The sequence below is a fragment of the Vibrio sp. D401a genome, from assembly GCF_030248515.1.
Lineage (GTDB): Bacteria > Pseudomonadota > Gammaproteobacteria > Enterobacterales > Vibrionaceae > Vibrio > Vibrio rotiferianus.
Genome location: NZ_JAHGAI010000024.1, coordinates 170577 through 192020, shown reverse-complemented (window position 1 = coordinate 192020; position 21444 = coordinate 170577). Strand labels below are relative to the sequence as shown.

At 47.5% G+C, this 21444-nt stretch carries 20 protein-coding genes; 5 read left to right on the top strand and 15 right to left on the bottom strand.

Going from position 1 to position 21444, the window contains the following annotated elements; genetic code table 11:
* Positions 1-67 precede the first annotated feature (67 nt).
* The 14 genes from KIV41_RS12430 to KIV41_RS12365 form a co-directional block, all read right to left on the bottom strand.
* Positions 68-1162, bottom strand: coding sequence for an NADH:flavin oxidoreductase (locus KIV41_RS12430; RefSeq protein WP_285336583.1), 1095 nt, complete (start codon positions 1160-1162; stop codon positions 68-70).
* A 224-nt stretch (positions 1163-1386) separates the two neighbouring features.
* Positions 1387-2403, bottom strand: coding sequence for a GIY-YIG nuclease family protein (locus tag KIV41_RS12425; protein ID WP_285336582.1), 1017 nt, complete (start codon positions 2401-2403; stop codon positions 1387-1389).
* 133 nt (positions 2404-2536) lie between these two features.
* Positions 2537-3409 (bottom strand): heme o synthase, encoded by an 873-nt coding sequence (cyoE, locus tag KIV41_RS12420; RefSeq protein ID WP_009704649.1) that lies wholly within the window; start codon positions 3407-3409, stop codon positions 2537-2539.
* A gap of 8 nt (positions 3410-3417) precedes the next feature.
* The gene (gene cyoD / locus KIV41_RS12415; protein ID WP_285336581.1) at positions 3418-3729 is read right to left on the bottom strand and encodes a cytochrome o ubiquinol oxidase subunit IV; all 312 of its coding nucleotides are present in this window, start codon (positions 3727-3729) and stop codon (positions 3418-3420) included.
* Complete coding sequence (cyoC, locus tag KIV41_RS12410) at positions 3729-4328, bottom strand: cytochrome o ubiquinol oxidase subunit III (protein ID WP_285336580.1); 600 nt, start codon at positions 4326-4328, stop codon at positions 3729-3731. The genes cyoD and cyoC overlap by 1 nt, the downstream gene beginning before the upstream one ends.
* Complete coding sequence (gene cyoB, locus KIV41_RS12405; protein ID WP_285336579.1) at positions 4318-6354, bottom strand: cytochrome o ubiquinol oxidase subunit I; 2037 nt, start codon at positions 6352-6354, stop codon at positions 4318-4320. Before cyoB ends, cyoC begins: the two co-directional genes overlap by 11 nt.
* 5 nt (positions 6355-6359) lie before the next feature.
* Positions 6360-7241 (bottom strand): ubiquinol oxidase subunit II, encoded by an 882-nt coding sequence (cyoA, locus tag KIV41_RS12400; protein WP_285336578.1) that lies wholly within the window; start codon positions 7239-7241, stop codon positions 6360-6362.
* A 629-nt stretch (positions 7242-7870) separates the two neighbouring features.
* The gene (locus tag KIV41_RS12395; protein ID WP_285336577.1) at positions 7871-8629 is read right to left on the bottom strand and encodes an SDR family oxidoreductase; all 759 of its coding nucleotides are present in this window, start codon (positions 8627-8629) and stop codon (positions 7871-7873) included.
* Between the two features lie 59 nt (positions 8630-8688).
* Positions 8689-9594, bottom strand: a complete 906-nt coding sequence (gene mmsB, locus KIV41_RS12390; protein WP_285336576.1) for a 3-hydroxyisobutyrate dehydrogenase — start codon at positions 9592-9594, stop codon at positions 8689-8691.
* 11 nt (positions 9595-9605) lie between these two features.
* Positions 9606-10730 (bottom strand): enoyl-CoA hydratase/isomerase family protein, encoded by a 1125-nt coding sequence (locus KIV41_RS12385; protein ID WP_285336575.1) that lies wholly within the window; start codon positions 10728-10730, stop codon positions 9606-9608.
* An 8-nt stretch (positions 10731-10738) separates the two neighbouring features.
* On the bottom strand, positions 10739-11527 hold the full coding sequence (locus KIV41_RS12380; protein WP_270051828.1) for an enoyl-CoA hydratase: 789 nt from the start codon (positions 11525-11527) through the stop codon (positions 10739-10741).
* Between the two features lie 65 nt (positions 11528-11592).
* Positions 11593-12747 carry an acyl-CoA dehydrogenase family protein gene (locus tag KIV41_RS12375; protein WP_285336574.1) on the bottom strand — a complete coding sequence of 385 codons (1155 nt, stop codon included), beginning with the start codon at positions 12745-12747 and terminating at the stop codon, positions 11593-11595.
* Positions 12748-12764: 17 nt separating this feature from the next.
* Positions 12765-14258 carry a CoA-acylating methylmalonate-semialdehyde dehydrogenase gene (locus KIV41_RS12370; RefSeq protein WP_285336573.1) on the bottom strand — a complete coding sequence of 498 codons (1494 nt, stop codon included), beginning with the start codon at positions 14256-14258 and terminating at the stop codon, positions 12765-12767.
* 36 nt (positions 14259-14294) lie between these two features.
* Positions 14295-15506: a thiolase family protein gene (locus KIV41_RS12365; RefSeq protein ID WP_285336571.1), complete on the bottom strand. Its 1212-nt coding sequence runs from the start codon at positions 15504-15506 to the stop codon at positions 14295-14297.
* A 290-nt stretch (positions 15507-15796) separates the two neighbouring features.
* On the opposite strand from KIV41_RS12365, the gene KIV41_RS12360 reads away from it, so the two are divergent.
* The 5 genes from KIV41_RS12360 (at position 15797) to KIV41_RS12340 (ending at position 20847) form a co-directional block, all read left to right on the top strand.
* On the top strand, positions 15797-16180 hold the full coding sequence (locus KIV41_RS12360; RefSeq protein WP_009704658.1) for a MerR family DNA-binding transcriptional regulator: 384 nt from the start codon (positions 15797-15799) through the stop codon (positions 16178-16180).
* Positions 16181-16295: 115 nt separating this feature from the next.
* On the top strand, positions 16296-17465 hold the full coding sequence (locus tag KIV41_RS12355; protein WP_285336569.1) for an isovaleryl-CoA dehydrogenase: 1170 nt from the start codon (positions 16296-16298) through the stop codon (positions 17463-17465).
* A gap of 21 nt (positions 17466-17486) precedes the next feature.
* Entirely contained in the window at positions 17487-19091 is a 1605-nt protein-coding gene (locus KIV41_RS12350; RefSeq protein WP_285336567.1) for a carboxyl transferase domain-containing protein, read from the top strand.
* A gap of 17 nt (positions 19092-19108) precedes the next feature.
* Positions 19109-19954: an enoyl-CoA hydratase-related protein gene (locus KIV41_RS12345; RefSeq protein WP_038886884.1), complete on the top strand. Its 846-nt coding sequence runs from the start codon at positions 19109-19111 to the stop codon at positions 19952-19954.
* Positions 19951-20847 carry a hydroxymethylglutaryl-CoA lyase gene (locus KIV41_RS12340; protein WP_285336564.1) on the top strand — a complete coding sequence of 299 codons (897 nt, stop codon included), beginning with the start codon at positions 19951-19953 and terminating at the stop codon, positions 20845-20847. The genes KIV41_RS12345 and KIV41_RS12340 overlap by 4 nt, the downstream gene beginning before the upstream one ends.
* Here KIV41_RS12340 and KIV41_RS12335 read toward each other — a convergent pair.
* Complete coding sequence (locus KIV41_RS12335; protein ID WP_045386832.1) at positions 20844-21395, bottom strand: DUF2301 domain-containing membrane protein; 552 nt, start codon at positions 21393-21395, stop codon at positions 20844-20846. The two genes, KIV41_RS12340 and KIV41_RS12335, sit on opposite strands and share 4 nt — an antisense overlap.
* Positions 21396-21444: the final 49 nt, after the last annotated feature.

Genomic DNA, 21444 nt, shown 5'->3' with positions numbered 1-21444 from the left:
GACCATATAATTAGCCCCTGACACGTTAAGCATCAGGGGCTTTTTAAACTTTATACGTCAGAACACGTTACTTTCTGCGCTTGTAAACCACGCAGAAGTTGCCACGCTTGGTGCGACACTTAGAGCAACGTTCGCAGTCCACTTCGGCGCGGTTACCGTCTTTCCAGCGCTTGATCAATTGTGGCTCTGCCAATAACGGACGAGAAAGCGCGAAGAATTGAATCTTGGTGTTTTCAGCCAAGTCTTCAATCGCGCAGAAGTCGTTTAAGCCACCTACGGTTATTACCGGAACGTTTACATCTTGGCTGATCACTTGTCCGTACTCGTGGAAGTAGCCTTCTTCTTGTAGCATGTAACCGTCGAACGATTCACCTACCATGGTGCTTGCATTGCCATGAATGTTACCCGATACGATAATCGCATCCACGCCCACTTCTTCTAGCTTCTTACAAACAATGCGCGTTTCATCGAACGTCAAACCGCCATCGAAGAATTCCGTTGCTGTCAGCTTCACTAGAATTGGGAAATCATCACCAACTAGCTTACGTGTTTCGGCATAGATCTCCATAAGGAAACGCATGCGGTTCTCAAGACTGCCGCCATATTGGTCTTCACGACGGTTGTAGTATGGGCTTAAGAACTGGTTGATTAGGTACGTGTGCGCCGCGTGGATTTCTACACCATCAAAGCCAGAATCTTGTGCACGCTTGCTCGCTAGCGCAAATGCTTTAACGATGTAGTCAATCTCATCTTGAGTCATCGCTTTGCCTTCCGTTTTGGTGCTGCGTTCTGGCACTTCACTTGGGGCAAAAATCACACGCTCGCCAACGTTGAATGTTGTTTTTGTACCGCCGTAAGCGATCTGCATGACGATCTTAGCGTCATGTTCGTGAACAAGGTCAGTCAGCTTTTTGTATTCATCGATGAAAGAGTCGTTGTAGATCCCCATCATGCCCGCGTTCGGTTTCTCTTCTTCTACGATGTTCGCATAACCAGTAACGATCAGACCCACTTCACCTTTGGCAAGTTCTTCATAAATGTCGTACAACTTCTCGGTCATATGACCGTCTTCTGTCGCCATATTTTCCCACGTTGCACTTCGTACAAAGCGGTTCTTTAGTGTCATGTTGCCAATGCGGGCTTCTGAAAACAAAATGCTCAAGTCCAGTCCTCTTAAAATCTGTCTTTTTAGTTCTATACATCACTACCGAGCAGGAACGAAAAAGGAACAGCGATACACAAAGCATGGCTGTTCCTTCTCTGAATTTCTGTTCAGTGCGATGAGCGACGCGAACCTTACCGCCGAAACTGCGGCAAAACTTTAATCTGGATTAAGGTTTGGTGAGATTTACGAGTGTTGACAATTATATTACAAAAAAGCGTTTCTTAACCATCTGAACAACTTTTAGAACTGACCCATTCATAGACACTTCTTAGCCTTTCAAAGCCTTCATTTAAGTTCGCTAAAGGAGACTCCGGATTAATTTCTAGCCAAATCGTTAAATGTGGTGATACCCCCATCTCCCTCTCTGTTTCCTTGCCATTTTTGTCGACCAATGTAACTGATTGAATAGCCCGACCACGATATTTTGAAGTCTTATCTAAACACTCAAGACTTTCGGCCAACAAGGCCTCCCACACTTCAGTATTCAGCTCAGAGAATGTATATGCTCGCTTACCAATATACTTTTCAACTATCTCTGGCCTTGAAGTTACCTGCCACGCATCTCTCGTAAAGCAGATAGATATTTCATTCGCCCCGTCGATATCCTGAATAACGTTTTGAATGGATGGCGAAACTAGTTCGTTTTGAATAAACGTCGAAATTGGCCAGTTTATATACTTCATACCTTCTAGGTTGACACCCAAACAGATCTGGTCGTTTATTTTATTGACTGATAAATTCCATTGAACACCTCGGTTTCCGTCACTGACACCATAAACAGGCTTATTCTTCTGCCCAAACTTTCTAGCACTAAGGCCTAACTTTGATTCAAAAGCTCTAAATAACTCATCGTCATCTATATCTGATTCTTTTTTACCTTCATCTTTTGTTTTAGCTCTCTCGACGTTGATAGAGTCACTGCTTATTTCGTGTATGTCCCTTTGATTCTGAAATATTGATGTTATTGCTTTCAGTGCGTTTTCTGGCGTTAAGTTAAAAAACTCTCGCCCCTTTTGTCGTAAAGGGGCAAGCTTGTTATGAATCAACGACTCGAAGCCGTTACAATCATCGACTGCTTTGAAACTAAAAACGGACCATTTAAAGTCGCCAGTCGAGCTTCTATTTATCTCTAAACACCGTGTATCTGGATGCCGCGTTGTTTTTCCAATTTTGCACACCGGCAAGTCAATGTCCTTTACTTCGAGAATATAAACATAGCCTTTTTCTTTTTGAGTCATTTCTTTTTGATTTGTAAAACTATCTATCGTGTAAAGCTAACATTTATGAATTCATAATACTTTCACGAAATATAAGCTCTCCAAATTGAAACTGACTTAAACTATTAAAAATCTGGGTGCTCAAGAAAACTAATTAATGAATAAACGGCAATGGAATCAACTCTAAACCAAGCACGCCGCTGATGCTCATTACGACCAATAACGACACCTTAAACACCGCTTTGGACCATTGGATATAGTTGTTGTAATTCACTTTTTGGAATGTCACCCGTGTCCACATAAAGCACACCGCTGCTGAGACCGCTAAATACTCGTATCCAGCTTCACCCAGCATAAACAACCCAATAGCAACCGCACTAAAAGCCACCACGTACGCCTTCATATGTTGATGGGCTTTGGTAATGCCCTCTTTAACGGGAAGAACAGGAATGCCTGCATCGCGGTAATCTTGCATGCGGAACATCGCAATCGCGTAAGAGTGCGGCATCTGCCAAAGACAAAACATGATGAAGAGTAAAATCGCTTCTAAGCTGATGTAGTTCGTCACAGCAAGGTAGCCCACCAGCGGAGGAACCGCGCCAGAAATGCTGCCGACTAAGGTGCCGTAGACCGAATTTCGCTTGTACCACATGGTGTAGAAGAAGACGTAAAACACGTAACCCAAGAGTACAACCACAGCCGAGAGCGGATTCACCAGTTGAAACAGTAACGCTGTGCCATTCAACAACAATACCAAAGCGTAGACAAACGCCGCGTCGATGTTGATGTTTCCCATCACCAATTCACGGTTTTGCGTGCGCTTCATTTTTTGGTCGATATCGCGGTCGAAAATGTTGTTCACCACGCATCCTGATGCAATCACAAGCCCCACTCCAACTAACGTTGTTAGCAACAACAGAAAGTTAGCGGGTTCTGATTTTGCGGCGAGGAAGAACCCCGCCGCAACAGAAATCAGGTTGCCGAAAATGATGCCCGGTTTGGTAATAGACAAATAACTTTTCAGCATGCCCTAGCCTACAACTTCATGTTGACGTTCATGTTGTAGATGATCCAGATCGAGCCAGCGATCAGAATCAACACAACAATGGCGGTAAACATCAGTGACACCACGTTCCACTGACCTTCTGACGTTTTCACTTCCATGTGCAAGAAGTACTTAAAGTGCACAAAGATCTGCACAATCGCACAACCAAATAACAAGGCATAAGTCGCGGTATCTGGAAGCACTTGCGCCCACACACAGTAGAAAGGAATCACGGTCAGGATCAGAGACGCAATAAAGCCTTTTACGTAATCAGAGGCACCTGTATCTAGATGTTGTTCCATTACATAACCCCCAATAAGTAAACGATGGTGAATACACAAATCCAAACGATGTCTAGGAAGTGCCAGAACAAGCTCAAGCACTGGAATCGCATCGACATGTTATCGTTCAAGCCTTTGGTTGACAGTTGGTGGTAGCACACTGCTAGCCAGATCAAACCAAAGGTTACGTGCAGACCGTGTGTTCCGACCAAAGTGAAGAACGCCGACAGGAATGCACTTTCTTGTGGACCATAGCCTTCAACAATCAGGTGATGGAACTCGTATACTTCCATCCCGATAAAGCCGGCGCCAAGTAAGAAGGTCAATTTTAACCAACGTTTTAACCCTGCAACGTCTTTGCGTTTCATCGCAATCATGCCGAAGCCAAACGTGATACTGCTGAACAGCAGCAACATGGTTTCTACAAACACGAACGGCAGTTCGAAAATGTCTTTACCGGTTGGACCCGCAATAGAGCCGCTTTCTAGTACTGCGTAAGTCGCGAACAAGGTCGCAAACAATACACAGTCACTCATTAGGTAAATCCAGAAACCAAACAGCTTAATGCCTGCAGAATCATGGTGATGATCGTGGTCGTGAACCGCAACATTAGCTTGCATAAGTCACCTCCAGATCGTCTTTCTTATCGTTGTCTTTCACTTCGTTTTTCTTCGCTTCTTCAAGTTGAGCTCGACGCTCCGCTTCAATCGCTTTGATTTCTTCTACTTCAACGTAGTAATCCACGTCATCGTTGTAGCTGTGCTGGATACACGTCACGATAATGCCGACAAAGCTTGCTGCTGCTAGCCACCAGATGTACCAAATCATCGCGAAGCCAAATACCAATGCCCATGCAGATACATAGATACCTGTTGGTGTGTTCTTCGGCATGTGAATGCGTTCGTATTCCACTTCTTTGCTTGGGTCGAATTCGCCACTCTGCTTTTGGTACCAGAACGCGTCTAGCTCATCGCCTTTTGGTAGGTGTGCAAAGTTGTAGAACGGCGGTGGTGAAGACGTCGCCCACTCAAAGGTACGACCGCCCCATGGATCACCCGTTAGGTCGCGGTTTTGCTCGCGGTCACGAACACTCACGTAGATTTGGATGAACTGACAAACCACGCCAAGCGCAATCACTGCCGTACCCGCTGCAGCAACTGCTAACAGTGGGAAGTACTCTGGGTTAAGATCTTGGCTTAGACGACGCGTCATGCCCATAAAGCCCAGCGCATAAAGCGGTAGGAACGCCATTAGGAAACCAACAATCCAGCAAATGAATGCACGTTTGCCCCATGTTTCGTTCATGGTGAAACCCGTCGCTTTCGGGAACCAGTAAGTGATTGCCGCGAAACAACCAAATACCACACCACCAATGATTACGTTATGGAAGTGCGCAATCAGGAACACGGAGTTGTGCAGAACAAAGTCCGCGCCCGGAACCGCCATTAGTACGCCCGTCATACCACCTACAGAGAAGGTAATCAGGAAGCCAACTGTCCACATCATCGGCGTGGTAAAGCGGATACGCCCTTTGTACATGGTGAATAGCCAGTTGAAGATCTTCACCCCGGTAGGGATGGAAATAATCATGGTGGCGATGCCGAAGAATGCATTCACATTTGCACCTGAGCCCATGGTGAAGAAGTGATGCAGCCAAACGACGAACGCCAAAATCGTAATTACAATGGTCGCCCATACTAGCGAGGTGTAACCAAACAGCTTCTTGCGTGAGAAGGTTGCCGTTACCTCAGAGAACACACCAAAAATAGGCAAGATCAGGATGTACACTTCTGGGTGACCCCATGCCCAAATCAGGTTGACGTACATCATTACGTTGCCGCCAAGATCATTAGTGAAGAAGTGCGTACCGATGTAGCGATCCAACGTTAGTAGCGCGATGGTTACGGTTAGGATTGGGAATGAAATGATGATTAGAATGTTGGCACACAGGGAAGCCCACGTGAACACTGGCATCTTCATCATTGGCATAGACGGCGTACGCATGCGCAAGATAGTCGCAAAGAAGTTCACGCCTGTCAGTGTGGTGCCGACACCGGATATTTGCAGCGCCCATATCCAATAATCCACCCCAACTCCGGGGCTTGCCTCTATACCAGACAGCGGCGGATACGCCAACCAACCAGTACGACCAAACTCACCCAAGCCAAGTGACATATTGGTGAGGATCACGCCCACAACAAACAGCCAGAAACTTAGGTTGTTTAGGTAAGGGAATGCCACATCACGCGCACCAATTTGCAGCGGTACGATGATGTTCATCAAACCAATCACCAACGGCATTGCCACGAAGAAAATCATGATTACGCCATGGGCAGTAAAGATTTGGTCGTAGTGATGTGGTGGCAAATAACCGCTCTCGCCTGCCGCAGAAAGCAGCTGTTGGCTGCGCATCATGACTGCATCAGCAAAGCCACGAATCAACATCACCATTGCCACGGCGATGTACATAAAGCCTAGCTTTTTGTGGTCTACCGAAGTAAACCATTCATTCCATAAGTATTGCCACTTACCCGCTTTGGTTATCGCCGCAACGACAGCCAAACCAACGATCGCGATCACCGCTAGAGTGACGACAATAATCGGCTCGTGATAAGGGATTGATTCAAGTGTTAATCTTCCAAACATTGCGATTATCCTAGATTTTCCGGCAAACAGTTCATTGAACCCGGATGCTGGGTCACGACGTCGGTGAACAAAAATGGTGGAATACTAGAGAACATCTTCACAGGCTCCGCCACCGTTGGTGATGCAAGCGCCCGGAATTGCTCCCAGTCTTCGATTCGGTCAGGGCTGACTTTCACTTGCTGTACCCAATTCAGGAATGCAGTGCGATCTTCCATTGCTGCTGCGGTAAATTTCATCTGCGAGAAGCCCTTACCGCTGTAGTTAGAAGCAAAGCCTTTGTAATCCCCTGTGTGGTTCGCAATCAGATTTAACTTGGTCACCATGCCTGGCATCGCGTAAATCTGAGTACCGAGACGCGGGATAAAGAACGCGTTCATGATGTTGTCTGAGGTCAGTTTGAACTGAACCGGAACATCTTTCGGAAACGCCACATAGTTCACTGTCGCAATGTTCTCTTCTGGGTAGATGAATAGCCATTTCCAGTCGAGTGACACCACCTCAATGGTGATGGGTTTGACGTCACTTGCGATGGGCTTGGATGGCTCTAACTCGTGAGTAGAACGCCAAGTGATGGTTGCCAGAATCGCGATGATGATGATTGGAATCGTCCACACCACCACTTCAATCTTGGTCGAGTGCGCCCACTCTGGAGCGTATTCCTCGCCAGTGTTCGACTCTCGGTAGCGGTAAGCAAAATAGATTGTCATTAAAATCACGGGGATCACGACAATCAGCATCAGTAAAAGCGCTGTAATGATCAGTTCTTTTTCCTGAACGCCAATACTACCTTTCGGGTCAAGTAGAGCAGAGTTACACCCTGAAAGCATAAGAATGGTTCCTGCCAAACTTATCCTCGCTAAGATGCGTTTGTATCTTGAAGCTTCCATTAACTTTCTCGATGGTTAGCCAACAACAGAGCAAGCCCTGCGATTGGTTGTCTTGGTCATTAGAATATTTTTGTGTTGAGCTTGTGCAGCAATGGACTTCTTGGTGGGAGGTATCAAGTTGCTTGATGGTTAAAACCACACTCACAACGTGAGTTTATTGTTACACTTTGAAATACATTGTTACATTCGAGCGCATTATGCGGAGGGAAAAAGGAAAGCTCATTAGCCACAGATGGAAACTAACGTTCCATTTATGAAAGCTAATATTGATAAAGGAATAGCAAAGCAGGTGCACAAGATTAACGTACTACAGCATATATTCTTTTCTATACAGCAACTTAAGCAACCCAAACGAGAAGAGTAATCAGTTGCGTATTCGGCGCGAGAGTGTGAGCTACATTAGAAAGTACGAATTAAGGAAAGCGTGATCAGTATCATAGTTATGAATTCACATACTATTTACATAGCATTTCTGCAGTAAATGATTACTCAGGCAATCCAATTTGCCAGACTAATACCAAGTGCTTTTTAAGAGTGATATTTGGTTCAATTGTTAATCGAATGAACTCACTAAAACGAAACGAGCGCTACTTAACTAGCGCTCGCTACCAGAAACCAATGGATCAATGCTACATTCTCATCCCACCATCCACTTCGAGCACTCGCCCTGTGAAGTAGTCGTTTTCAAGAATGTATTTCACGGCATGAGCAATCTCACTCGTCTCTCCCATCCTACCGACGGGTATCATCTTTTGCAGTCGGTCTATGGCTTCTGGTTTCATTTGATCTGCCATCGCAGTTTTGACGACACCGGGCGCAATAGCCGCAGAGCGAATGCCGTATCTGGCGAGTTCTCTTGCCCATGTTGTTGCCATGGTTGCGACGGCAGCTTTCGATGCAGAGTAATTGGTTTGCCCAATATTGCCCGCTCTCGCCACGCTGGAGATGTTGATGATGGCGCCTTTCGAGCCACTCTCAATCATTTTGACTGCCGCTTCTCGACCACACAAGAACGTGCCCGTGACATTGACGTTCATCACTAAGTTGAACTGCTCAAGCGACATCTTAGCGATCTCGCCGTCTTTGGCTTTGACTAACAACCCGTCTCGCAAAACCCCTGCGTTATTAACTAAGCCGTTTAGCTGCCCAAAATCTTGAAGAATCTCATTAAAGGTATCCTCTACTTCAGATTCATTGGTGACATCAAGTCGATAGATCAATGCTTTGGCACTGAGCATCCGGCATTGTTCTTGAGTATTCAGCAGTCCCGTTTCGTTAACATCAAGCAATGCTAAATCTGCGCCCGCTTGAGCAAGGCTGACTGCCATCATCTGCCCTAACCCTTGCCCCGCCCCTGTGATTGCAATGACACTGTTTTTTAAATCCATATCTGAACTCCATTACTGGATAACTTCCATGCTCAAACGCCTGATAGGGAATCTCGCTTTTAGCCCTTCTGGTTCTTATAGAATTCAAACAAGCTAGAGAAATCGAGTTCTGCATGACCTGCTGCGTTATGGAATGCATAAAGGTTACGAGCCAAAGAGCCCATCGGAACAGAAGAGTTGGTTTGCAACGCCGCATCCAAGCCTAAGCCAAGATCTTTTAGCATCAACTTGCTCATAAAGCCTGGGTTGTATTGATTGCTCGCTGGTGCAGAGTCCATCACGCCGGGGCATGGGTTATAGAGCTCCAACGCCCAGTTTCGACCAGAGCTTTGCAGCATGATATTGGATAAGACTTTCGGGTCGAGTCCGTGGTCAATACCGAGACTGAGCGCCTCGCAGGTTCCCGACATCAAAATGCCCAACATCAGGTTATTGCAGATTTTTGCCATCTGACCATCGCCCGCTTTACCAGCATGGAACACGTTCTTGCCCATGTATTGCAAGATCGCATTGGCTTTAGAGAACGCTTCGTCCGAACCACCAACAATAAAGGTCAGCGTTGCTGCTTTTGCGCCTGCTACACCACCAGAGACGGGAGAATCGACAAACAACAATCGTTTGTTCTGAGCTTCGTTCGCCACCAAGCGAGCAGAATCTGGATCGATGGTCGAACAGTCAATCAGCAATGCGTTGTCCTGCACAATATTGAGCAGACCGACACCACCGTGTAAATCCCCTAAGTACACCGCGCGCACGTGTGCACCTGCTGGTAGCATGGTGATGATGGTTCCCGCGCCATCCACGGCTTCTTCTAACGTGCTAGCAACCACCGCGCCAAACGGTTCAAGTTGCTTCGCCGCGTTCACATCCACATCGAACACTTGCACATGAAACCCTGACGCCAATAGGTTTTGTGCCATTGGACTGCCCATGTTGCCCAAGCCAATAAATGCAATGGTACTCATGTTGTTTCTCCTTATTTTCCTAGCTGTGCAAGTGGATGTTCCTCTTCTGACCAAAGAGAAGTGAACAAGGTGTCGATGACGCTTTCATCGACTTCACTGACGCTGTTAAACATCCATTTTGGATTGCCATCTTTATCAACTAATCGAGAGCGCACACCCTCTTCAAACTCACCGAGTAATGCGCTACGAACTGACAAGGTTAGCTCTAGACGGAAACAATCCGCCAACGACAAACGGTGGTACTCTTTGACTTGTCTAAAACAGATATGTGCAGTGATCGGACTGCCCGCAACAAATGATTTTTGTGCGTTCTCAAGCCATTGAGTCTCGCCCTCCATTGCTTGAATACGTTGGGCAATCTGATTTAACTCATAGCCTTTGCAGGCTTCTTTAATTTGGTCGAGATAAGGGCAAATCTGAGTTGTCGGCTTACTGTCGATGACTTGATCTTCCATTAATTGAAGTAACGCACTGACAAGCGATTTGGCATCGGCAGATAGCCAGTCCACTTGTTTCAATTCTTCTAACAACGCTGGGTATTGCTCTTCCAATAGCAACCATTCTGCCAATCCAATAGTGACAGCGTCACTCGAATTAACTATTGCACCTGTTAATCCGAGGAACAAGCCCACCTCCGGATCAATTTGGCTTAAAAACCAAGTACCACCTACGTCAGGATAAAGCCCGATATTAATCTCCGGCATCGCAAGGCGAGATTTAGGGGTAACAACCCTGTGGCTAGTACCCATAAACAAGCCCATGCCGCCGCCCATTACAATACCCTCACCCCAGCCTATGATTGGCTTTTGGTAAGTATGAATTAGATAGTCACATTCGTACTCAAGCGAGAAGTAGTTAGAACAGAACTCGGCAGTTTCTTCTTTGCTTTTTTCGTGCATGACGTGGTACATGGTTCGTACATCGCCCCCTGCACAAAACGCTTTTTCACCCGCCCCGTTGAGGATGACACACACCAAATCAGGGTCATCTTGCCATTCGATAAGTTGGTCGTTGAGCTCTGCCAACATGTCGTAAGTCAACGCATTCAAAGAAGCCGTGTTGTCTAACGTCGCGATACCAATTCGGTGCACGCCGTCTAAGCAATCTATTTCGCTAATGGTTACTTTTCCTGTCATGCGACCTCCTATTGATTCTTCCAATTGGGTTTACGTTTTTCTAAGAAGGCACGAACCCCCTCGGTTTGATCTTCGGTATCGAATAAGTTTAGAAACAGCTCTCGCTCTTTAATCAGACCATGTTTAAGTGGCGCTGAACGCATGTTTTGGATAAGCGCTTTACATGCGGTTACCGAGGACGGCGATTGATTGGCAACTGATTCTGCAAGCTCAATAGCTTTATTAAGCGCTCCACCTTTTGCCACCACTTCTTCTGCTAAGCCAAGTTCTCTCGCTTGTGCTGCACCGACTTGTTCACCGCACAATATGATTCGTTTCGCCCAACCTTCGCCGACCAATGCGGTTAGGTTTTGCGTACCACCAGCACAAGGCAGTAATCCGACTTTCGCCTCTGGTAGTGCCAGCACGGCTTGCTGTTCTACCACACGAATATCACACGCCAATGCGACTTCTAATCCACCTCCCATGGCGTAGCCGTTGATGGCAGCGATAGAAACCCCTCGAAATGCAGACAGCGTTTCAAAGGCTTCACCAAAGATACGCGCCATCTCTAACGCCACCGCTTTATCGCCATCGGCAAACAACTTGAGGTCTGCACCTGCAGAGAAAAACTTCTCTCCATTCCCAGTGAGCACTAGAGCGTAAACGTCTTTATTGTCGTTTAGCGCTAGCACTAGCTCTTTCAATGCAGTTAAGCTTTGTGACGTCCATGTATTAGCGGGCGGGTTGTTCATGGTCACCACCGCAACGTGATTGCTGATGGTATGTTGAATCGCTTGTTGTTCTGTTAGTGACATATCTCTGAATCCTTTCTTGATGAAAATGACCTGAGTTTTATGAATAAAAGCAGAGCTGACTGCACTTATAACAATGCGGACTCTTCTGCGAGCAATCGACGCGCGATGATCAACCGCATGATCTCGTTGGTGCCTTCCAAAATTTGGTGCACTCGAACATCACGGAAATAGCGCTCCATTGGGTATTCTTTGATGTAGCCATAGCCACCGTAAAGCTGCAGCGCTTGGTCACAGACTTGAAAGCCGACATCGGTTGCAAAGCGTTTTGCCATGGCACAATAAGTCGTGGCGTCTGGGTCACCTCGGTCTAACTTGCTAGCGGCGTAACGTACCAGTTGGCGAGCAGCGACAAGCTCGGTTGCCATGTCTGCCAGTTTGAATTGCAATGCTTGGAATTGAGCTAATGATTTGCCGAACTGTTTACGTTCTTGCATGTACTGCGCCGCTTGATTCAACGCTTGCTGAGCCGTGCCGACCGAACAAGTAGCAATGTTGATGCGTCCGCCATCCAAACCTTTCATGGCGAACACAAACCCTTGTCCTTGTTCACCCAGCAGATGTGACGCTGGAATAGAAACATTATCGAAAGTCACCGCGCGTGTCGGCTGACTGTTCCAGCCCATTTTCGGCTCTTTACGTCCGTAGCTAATCCCTTCTGCATCGGCGGGGACAACAAACGCGGATACACCTTTCGCGCCCGCATCGCCGGTTCTCGCCATCACAACTAAAACGTCAGTATCGCCTGCGCCAGAGATAAAGGTTTTGCCGCCGTTGAGAATGTAGTTATCACCTTGCTTAGTCGCAGAAGTCGTCAGAGATGCCGCGTCCGAGCCTGCGTTTGGCTCGGTTAAACAATAAGATCCGAGAAAGTCACCCGTAATAAGTTTGGGGCAGAACGCGTCTTTTACCTCTTCGCTACCAAAGCTCGCGACCATCCAAGTCACCATGTTGTGAATGGTCATAAATGCGGTGGTCGACGTACACCCCATCGAGAGTTGCTCGAAGATGATAGACGCATCCAAACGGCTTAAGCCCAAACCGCCTTGCTCTTCTGGGGTGTAGAGGCTCAAGAAGCCAAGCTCTCCTGCCTCTCGTAGAATGTCTTTCGGGAAGATTTGTTTCTCATCCCACTCTGCTGCCATTGGCGCTAAACGCTCTGCCGCAAACTGCTGAGCCGTGTCGGCAAACATACGTTGATCTTCGTTGAGTTCAAAATCCATATGAGCTCCTTACTTCGTTAGCGCAAGTTAATAGTCAGGTTTGGACCGGTTGGGATATCGTCATCAAACCAACGAGCCGTCACGGTTTTGGTCTCGGTGTAGAAGCGCACCGCTTGTTTGCCGTAGGCGTGCAAATCACCGTAAAAGCTGCCGCGCCACCCAGTAAACGAGAAGAATGGCAAAGGTACTGGAATCGGTACGTTCACACCTACCTGACCGACTTGAATCTCATGTTGATACTTTCTCGCCGCCGCACCATTCGCAGTGAAGATGGAAGTGCCGTTGCCGTATGGGTTGCGATTCACGAGCTCTATCGCTTCTTGTAACGTGTCGACCTCAATACACACCAAAACAGGTCCGAAGATTTCTTGGGTATAAATCGACATCTCGGTGGTGACGCCACTGAATAAGGTTGGACCAACCCAGTTGCCTTCAAGGAAGCCTTCCACTTCACATTGGCTACCATCAAGTTCACACACCGCCCCTTGTTGTTTGCCTTCTTCAATCAAACCGAGCACACGCTGTTTTGCTTGTGCACTGATCAAAGGACCATACGCTGCGTTTTCATCATCCCAAGCGCCAGGATGCACTTTCGCCATTTCTTGTTTTAAATCGGCAATCCACTCTTTCGAACTGCCTACAAACACAGCAACAGATATCGCCATACAACGTTGCCCTGCTGCACCAACCGAAGAACCAACTAAGTTATTCACCACTTGGTTTTTGTTCGCATCTGGCATTACTACCATGTGGTTTTTCGCGCCAGCAAAGGCTTGAACACGTTTGAAGTTCTGTGTGCCTGTGGTGTAAATGTATTGCGCTACAGGAACAGAACCAACGAAAGAAACGGCTTGGATATCAGGATGCTTCAGCAACAAGTCGACCTGCTCCTTACGACCATGCACGATTTGCAGCACACCTTTTGTCGCACCCGCTTCTTCGAACAACTCAGCCAAGCGAATTGACGTGAGAGGCACTTGCTCAGAGGGCTTAAGGACAAAGGTATTACCGCTCGCAATCGCGATTGGGAACATCCACAAAGGGATCATGGCAGGGAAATTAAACGGCGTAATACCGCAGCACACCCCAAGCGGTTGAATCAGCGAATAACTGTCGATATCGGTCGCAACGTTCTCTACGGTTTCTCCCATCATATTACTGGCGATATTGGCAGCTTGCTCGACCACTTCGATACCACGCCACACATCCCCTTTTGCATCCGCAAAGATCTTGCCCGTCTCGTGAGACAGCAGCGTCGCCAATTCATCATGATGTTCTTTCAGTAGGTGTTGGTAGCGCAGCATTAAACGCGCACGCTCCGAAACAGCGACATCTTTCCAACAGGTAAAGGTGGCTTTTGCACTCTCAATTGCTGCATGCATCTCTTCATCCGTTGCGCATGGCAAACGCACAATCACGTCATTGGTGGCAGGGTTTGTCACTTCTACCCAATCCGTTGCTTGAGATTCACGAAACTCACCATCGATGAATAAGGGAACCGTGCGAGTCATAATCTAGTCCTTCTTTACGTTATTCGATAATTGGAATTAAAGCGGTATCTCGATACCAATAGCAGTGGCTTCACCACCACCGATACAAAGTGATGCAACACCTCGCATCACCTTTTTATTGTTGTTGTCACCATCTACACCAAGCGATTGCAGTTGGCGCAGGCTATGAATGAGGGTTACTAAAATACGAGCGCCACTTGCGCCAATTGGATGCCCAAGCGCACACGCGCCGCCTTTGATGTTTACTTTGTCTTTATCGATGCCTAATTGGCGTACCGCGATTTGCGTGATAACGGCGAAAGCTTCATTGATCTCCCAAAGATCGACCTCGTCTACTGACCAATCGAGTTGAGATAACAATTGCTCTATTGCAAAGACGGGCGCGAGGGTAAATTCGGCGGGCTTTCTGGCGTGGGTCGAGTGCCCTTTGATGATTGCTAATGGCGTTAAACCTTGATGCTGTGCCACCTGCGAGTCCATTAACACTAAGGCTGCAGCACCATCGGATATCGCACTTGAGTTTGCAGCCGTCACCGAGCCGTTCTTATCGAACGCAGGTTTGAGTTGAGGGATCTTGTCGAGCTTGATGGAGCGTGGATGCTCGTCATAATCTAATGTTGAAGTGCTACGACGAGTCGTAATTTCTATCGGCGAGATTTCATCTTCAAACAGACGCTGCTCTTGCGCTTCCAATGCTCTTGTCGCGGATAGGATCGCCCATTCATCCATTTGTTCACGAGTAAACTCAGAACGGTCAGCCGTTTGCTGTGCATAGACGCCCATCAAGTGCCCTTCATACGCATCTTGAAGACCATCGAGAAACATGTGGTCATAGGTAGATTGATGACCCATTCGCATGCCATTACGTGCATCTTTAAGCAGATACGGCGCATTGGTCATGCTTTCCATACCACCAGCGATGGCGCTGCGAATGCTGCCCGCTTTGATAAGATCGTGAGCCAACATAACGCTTTTCATGCCAGAGCCACACACTTTATTGATGGTGGTACAGCCTGTCGTCAGCGGAAGATCTGCACCTAGCGCCGCTTGTCTGGCTGGAGCTTGCCCGCACCCCGCAGGTAATACGCACCCCATATAGACTTCGTCGACTTCGCTAACACCACTCGCATCCATTGCCGCTTTGATAGCAAATGCACCTAATTGAGGCGCTGAATAACCTTGTAACTGACCTTGAAAGCGCCCGATTGGCGTTCGCTTTGCACTGACAATCCAGATGTCGTTTCCCATGATCTCGTCCCTTCTGACGATAATTCACAGTTCACGAATTCATCCCTCACACCTGCTACCACGGAGCTTTCACACAGAATGTGTTGTCACTCCAGCCTCTCGTAAAACGATGAATTTTCGCACTGTGATTTCTTGACGTTTACGTAAGCATAGCACTAACATTTACGTTAACGTAAAGAAACACACTAATAACAACACAAATTTACTCTCATGCTTTTAGCTAGTCCGTTTAGTTCAAGGCTTGAAGGGATTTTAAGAAGCCAAAACTATTCATTAGAGGGAAAAGCCGAGTGGATAAATTCAAGATAAGTGACCTCGCCAAAGAGTTCGACATCACGACCCGAAGCATTCGTTTTTACGAGGATGTCGGGCTGATAGAGCCGGAACGAAAAGGCAACATTCGCGTATATCAACGCAGAGATAAGATCCGTCTCAAGCTGATTTTACGTGGTAAGCGACTGGGCTTTTCGCTTGCGGAAATTCGAGAGTTGTTCGAGCTGTACGATACCCAACAAAGCGATGGTCAGCTGCTTAAAATGCTAACCATCATTGATGAAAAACAAGCGCACTTACAGCAGCAACTGGATGATATTAGCGTTGTAATGAACGAGCTAGAAACCGCCAAAGAGCGATGCAAACAAGCGCTGAGCGACAATAAAACTAACAGCCAATAACTAAAAACTTGTAACGACTAAAACAAACAAGAATAACCATAATTTCCAAGCCCAAGCAGTGTAACTCGAACCTTATCCGTACTAATAACCGCAGTACTTTCAACAGGGAAATGTTATGAAAAGCAGCTACACCCCACTCAACTTTGGGCTTGGTGAAACCATCGATATGCTCCGAGACCACGTCAACGCGTTCGCCACCGAGCATATCTCCCCAATCGCCGCAGATATCGACCGCGACAACCAATTCCCCAATCATTTGTGGTCCAAGTTTGGTGAAATGGGTTTGCTCGGCGTAACCGTTGATGAAGAGTTTGGCGGTGCAGGCATGGGCTATCTTGCTCATGTTGTTACTATGGAAGAGATTAGCCGAGCTTCGGCGTCTGTCGCGCTCAGTTATGGCGCGCATTCCAACCTTTGTGTTAACCAAATCTTTCGCAATGGCTCCCCTGCTCAACGAGAAAAGTACCTACCTAAACTCATCGATGGTTCTCACATTGGCGCACTGGCCATGAGTGAGCCGAACTCAGGTTCTGATGTGGTTAGCATGCAGCTCCGTGCTGAAGACAAAGGTGACCACTTTCTGATGAACGGCAACAAAATGTGGATTACCAATGGTCCTGATGCCGATACCTTAGTGGTTTACGCGAAAACCGATCCCAATAGTGGATCTCGCGGCATCACCGCTTTCATTATTGAGCGGGAGTTTGAAGGCTTTAGCCATGCGCAGAAGCTCGACAAACTTGGTATGCGCGGCTCCAATACCTGTGAATTGGTGTTCCAAGATTGTGTCGTTCCAAAAGAGAATGTTTTGGGAGAACTAAACCGTGGTGTCGAAGTGTTGATGAGTGGCTTGGATTACGAACGCGTGGTATTAGCAGCCGGTCCACTTGGCATCATGCAAGCCTGTATGGACGAAGTGGTTCCGTATGTTCACGACCGCAAACAGTTCGGCAAATCCATCGGTGAATTCCAACTCGTGCAAGGAAAGCTTGCTGACATGTATTCACGCATGAACGCCGCCAAAGCTTATGTTTATGCTGTCGCAGCCGCCTGTGACCGAGGAGAATGTACACGTAAAGATGCCGCTGGCGTGATCCTTTACAGCGCTGAGCTTGCCACACAAATGTCGCTCGATGCTATTCAGCTGTTAGGCGGCAATGGCTACATCAACGAATACGCGACTGGGCGATTACTCCGTGACGCCAAACTGTATGAGATTGGTGCTGGCACTTCTGAAATTCGCCGCATGCTGATTGGACGAGAGTTGTTCGAAGAATCTCGATAACCCACCGACAAGGAAGTCACTATGGCAATCATTAAAAGTAAAACCAAGCCAACCGACGAGCTATTTTTGTCGAATAAAGCGGTCATGATCGAGTTGGTAAACAACCTCAATGCCAATATCAAAGCCATCAAACAGGGTGGCGGACAGAAAGCTATCGACCGCCAACGCCTGAAAGGAAAGCTGCCCGTCCGTGAGCGCATCATGCATCTTTTGGATGAAGGCAGCGAGTTTCTTGAAGTCGGACAATTCGCAGCGTGGAACGTCTATGAAGAGTCGATACCTTGCGCAGGTGTCGTTGCGGGTATTGGCACCATTGAAGGCATTCAATGCATGGTAATCGCCAACGACCCTTCAGTGAAAGGCGGCACCTATTACCCACTCACGGTGAAAAAACATCTGCGCGCTCAAGAGATCGCCCAACGTTGCGAACTGCCTTGCGTCTATTTGGTGGACTCTGGTGGCGCGAACCTCCCTCATCAAGCGGAAGTCTTCCCAGATAAAGAGCACTTTGGACGTATCTTTTTCAATCAAGCTAGAATGTCGGCGCAAGGCATTCCTCAAGTCGCGGTTGTAATGGGGCTTTGTACCGCAGGCGGCGCTTATGTACCTGCGATGGCAGACGTTTCCATCATGGTCAAAGAGCAAGGCACTATCTTCTTGGCAGGTCCACCGTTAGTAAAAGCCGCTACGGGAGAAATCGTCACCGATGAAGAATTAGGCGGTGCCGACGTGCATTGTCGCAAGTCTGGCGTTGCCGATTACTACGCAGAGAACGACCAACACGCGTTGCAACTCGCACGCGAAGCTATCTCCAATACCAATCAATCACTCCCCATTCAAAGCGACAAAGCCGTCTTGCCACCACGTTATGACGCAGAAGAGATGTACGGCATCGTCAATGCGAATCTGCGCTTGTCTTTTGATGTTCGAGAGATCATCGCTCGCGTGGTCGACGACTCGGACTTTGACGAGTTCAAAGCACTGTATGGTAAGACCTTAGTATGTGGCTTCGCTCGAATCCACGGAAATCTAATTGGTATTGTAGCGAACAACGGCATCTTGTTTTCAGAGTCCTCACAGAAAGGCGCGCACTTTATTGAGCTGTGTGCCAAACGCAAAATTCCCTTACTCTTTTTGCAAAACATCACTGGCTTTATGGTGGGCAAAAAGCTGGAGGCGGAAGGCATTGCCAAACACGGCGCGAAGCTGGTGATGGCGGTTGCGTGTGCGGATGTGCCCAAGTTCACCGTGATTATTGGTGGCTCTTACGGCGCAGGTAACTACGGCATGTGTGGTCGTGCTTATGACCCTACCATGATGTGGATGTGGCCGAACGCGCGAATCTCGGTAATGGGCGGAGAACAAGCCGCAGGTGTGCTCACTCAAGTTCGTCGAGAAGTGAAAAAGCGCCAAGGTGAAGACTGGCCAGAACCAGAAGAAAGTGCATTCCGAGATTCTATCGTAGACTTGTATGAGTCTCAGGGACATCCCTACTACGCCAGCGCACGTTTATGGGATGACGGCATCATCGACCCGAAAGAGACACGTCAGGTGCTAGCTCAAGCGTTAAGAGCATCGCTCAACGCACCAATTCCTGATAGCAACTTTGGCATATTCAGAATGTAGAGAAGAAAGGACGTCACATGCAGGATCATCAACCAAGTATCATCCCCAATACAAAGCGACAAGACGAAGTACTTTGGAACGTCGATGAATTCGGCGTCGCAACGCTTACGCTCAATCGCACAGAGAAGCACAATGCGTTTGATGCCTGCATGATTGATCTGCTGATCCACAGGCTGGACTACCTCGCTTTGCGCACCGACGTTCGCTGCTTGGTTTTACGCAGCAATGGCAAACACTTCTCTTCAGGTGCTGATTTAAACTGGATGAAATCCATGGCAAACAGCACTAGAAAACAAAATCTTGAGGACGCACAGAACCTCGCACGCTTGATGCACACCTTAGATGGCTTCCCTCAACCCACGATTGCGGTTGTGCAAGGTTCTGCCTTTGGTGGCGCATTAGGTTTGATTTGTTGCTGTGATATTGCCATCGCTGCGGACAATGCCAACTTCTGCTTGAGTGAGGTAAAACTGGGGTTGGTACCCGCTACCATCTCTCCTTATGTCATGCGAGCAATGGGCAACCGACAAGCTCGTCGTTACATACTCAGCGCCGAAGTGATTAACGCAGCTAAAGCAGAAAAGTTTGGCATTGTGCATGAGGTTCATAAGCTGGACAACATCGAAACCGTGGTAGAAAGCTTGATTGATTCGTTGCTGCTCAATAGCCCTGATGCAATGCGTAAAGCGAAAGACTTGTGCCATCAGTGTCATCAAAATCCAATTGATGGTCAGCTTATCCAATACACTAGCCAACTGATCGCCGACATCCGCGTATCGCCACATGGACAAGATGGCTTACAAGCCTTTCTGGAAAAACGCACACCCGATTGGGCACTCAAGCCAAATAAGGATAAAGAATGAAATTGCCAAGTAAGGTAAATATTGTTGAAGTTGGCGCGAGAGACGGTTTGCAAAACGAATCACCTGTCTCCACACATGCCAAAATCCGCTTAATCGATTTACTTTCGGATACCGGACTCACCCACATTGAGGCAGGCTCTTTTGTCTCTCCCAAATGGGTGCCACAAATGGCTGATTCGCTGGAGGTAATGAAAAATATTACTCACCGCCACAACGTCATCTATTCAGCGTTAACACCTAATGTGCAAGGTTTTGAGAAGGCGTTAGAAGCCGGTGCTACACAAGTCACTATTTTTACTTCTTCATCTGAAGGATTCTGTCAGTACAACATTAATTGCTCCATTGCTGAGAGTCTCACTCGCTTTGGACCAGTGATTGAATTGGCTGCAAAACATGGTATTCCGGTTCGTGGTTACCTATCTTGCGTTGTTGATTGCCCCTATGATGGGCCAACCAAACCAGAACAAGTCGCTAGAATCGCCAATCTTTTGCAAGAACTGGGCTGCTATGAGGTTTCTCTGGGAGATACCATAGGCACAGGTACGCCCATTCGCATCGCTGAAATGCTTGAAGCAGTGCAAGTAAAAGTCCCAACCGACAAGCTCGCTGTGCATTTCCACGACACATGGGGACAAGCGTTGGCGAATATCTACCAAGCCTTAACGATGGGCATCAATACCATCGATAGTAGTGTGGCAGGGCTTGGGGGCTGCCCTTATGCTCATGGCGCATCAGGCAATGTAGCCACCGAAGATGTGCTCTACCTTTGCCAAGGTTTAGGAATAGAAACAGGCGTGGACTTGGAACTGCTCGCCAAAGCCGGATGGATGATCAGTGAAGAATTAAACCGCCAGCCGACCTCTAAAGTCTCTCTGGCGTTAAAGCAGCGTTAGATCTCGTAATTCGCTTTGATACCAATATCGAAATGCAGCGGCATACGCCATTTAGCAAAAGACAGGAAGCCCATGACCAATCCAGCCAACAACATAGTGATAGCTGCAAGAATTGGAAGGTTAAACCACAATGCAAACGTTGCGACTGCGAGAAATACAGGCACCATCTTTAAGCCTGGCACTTTAAAGCAAAAAGACTCTTTAAGTGCAATGCCCGAAAAGGTCACAAAGATAAAGCCTAGCCCTAACCAAGTGCGCTGAAACTCCAAGTCACTCACCATCAGTACCAAGCCAATCCAAGATGCCCAACTGATAGCAGCACGCACATGTTTGTTATAAACGTGGATATTTGCCGCAGACAGAGCACTTGCAACACAGAGTGCAATTAAAGAGGCTTGGTAAACGAATAGCGAGCTAGTGATAGCCCCAGAAACGATTATCGAAAAACAAAGTAGTGCGACAGCAAACAAGGTGATGCCAAGGCGATAAAGGCAGACACTAAGTTTATCGAGTAAATCGAGCGTTTCTTGATATTCTGTATTTGCCATCAATAAGCGTCCTGCCAGAGGGAAAGTAAGAGAGCCCGTAAGCCAGCAA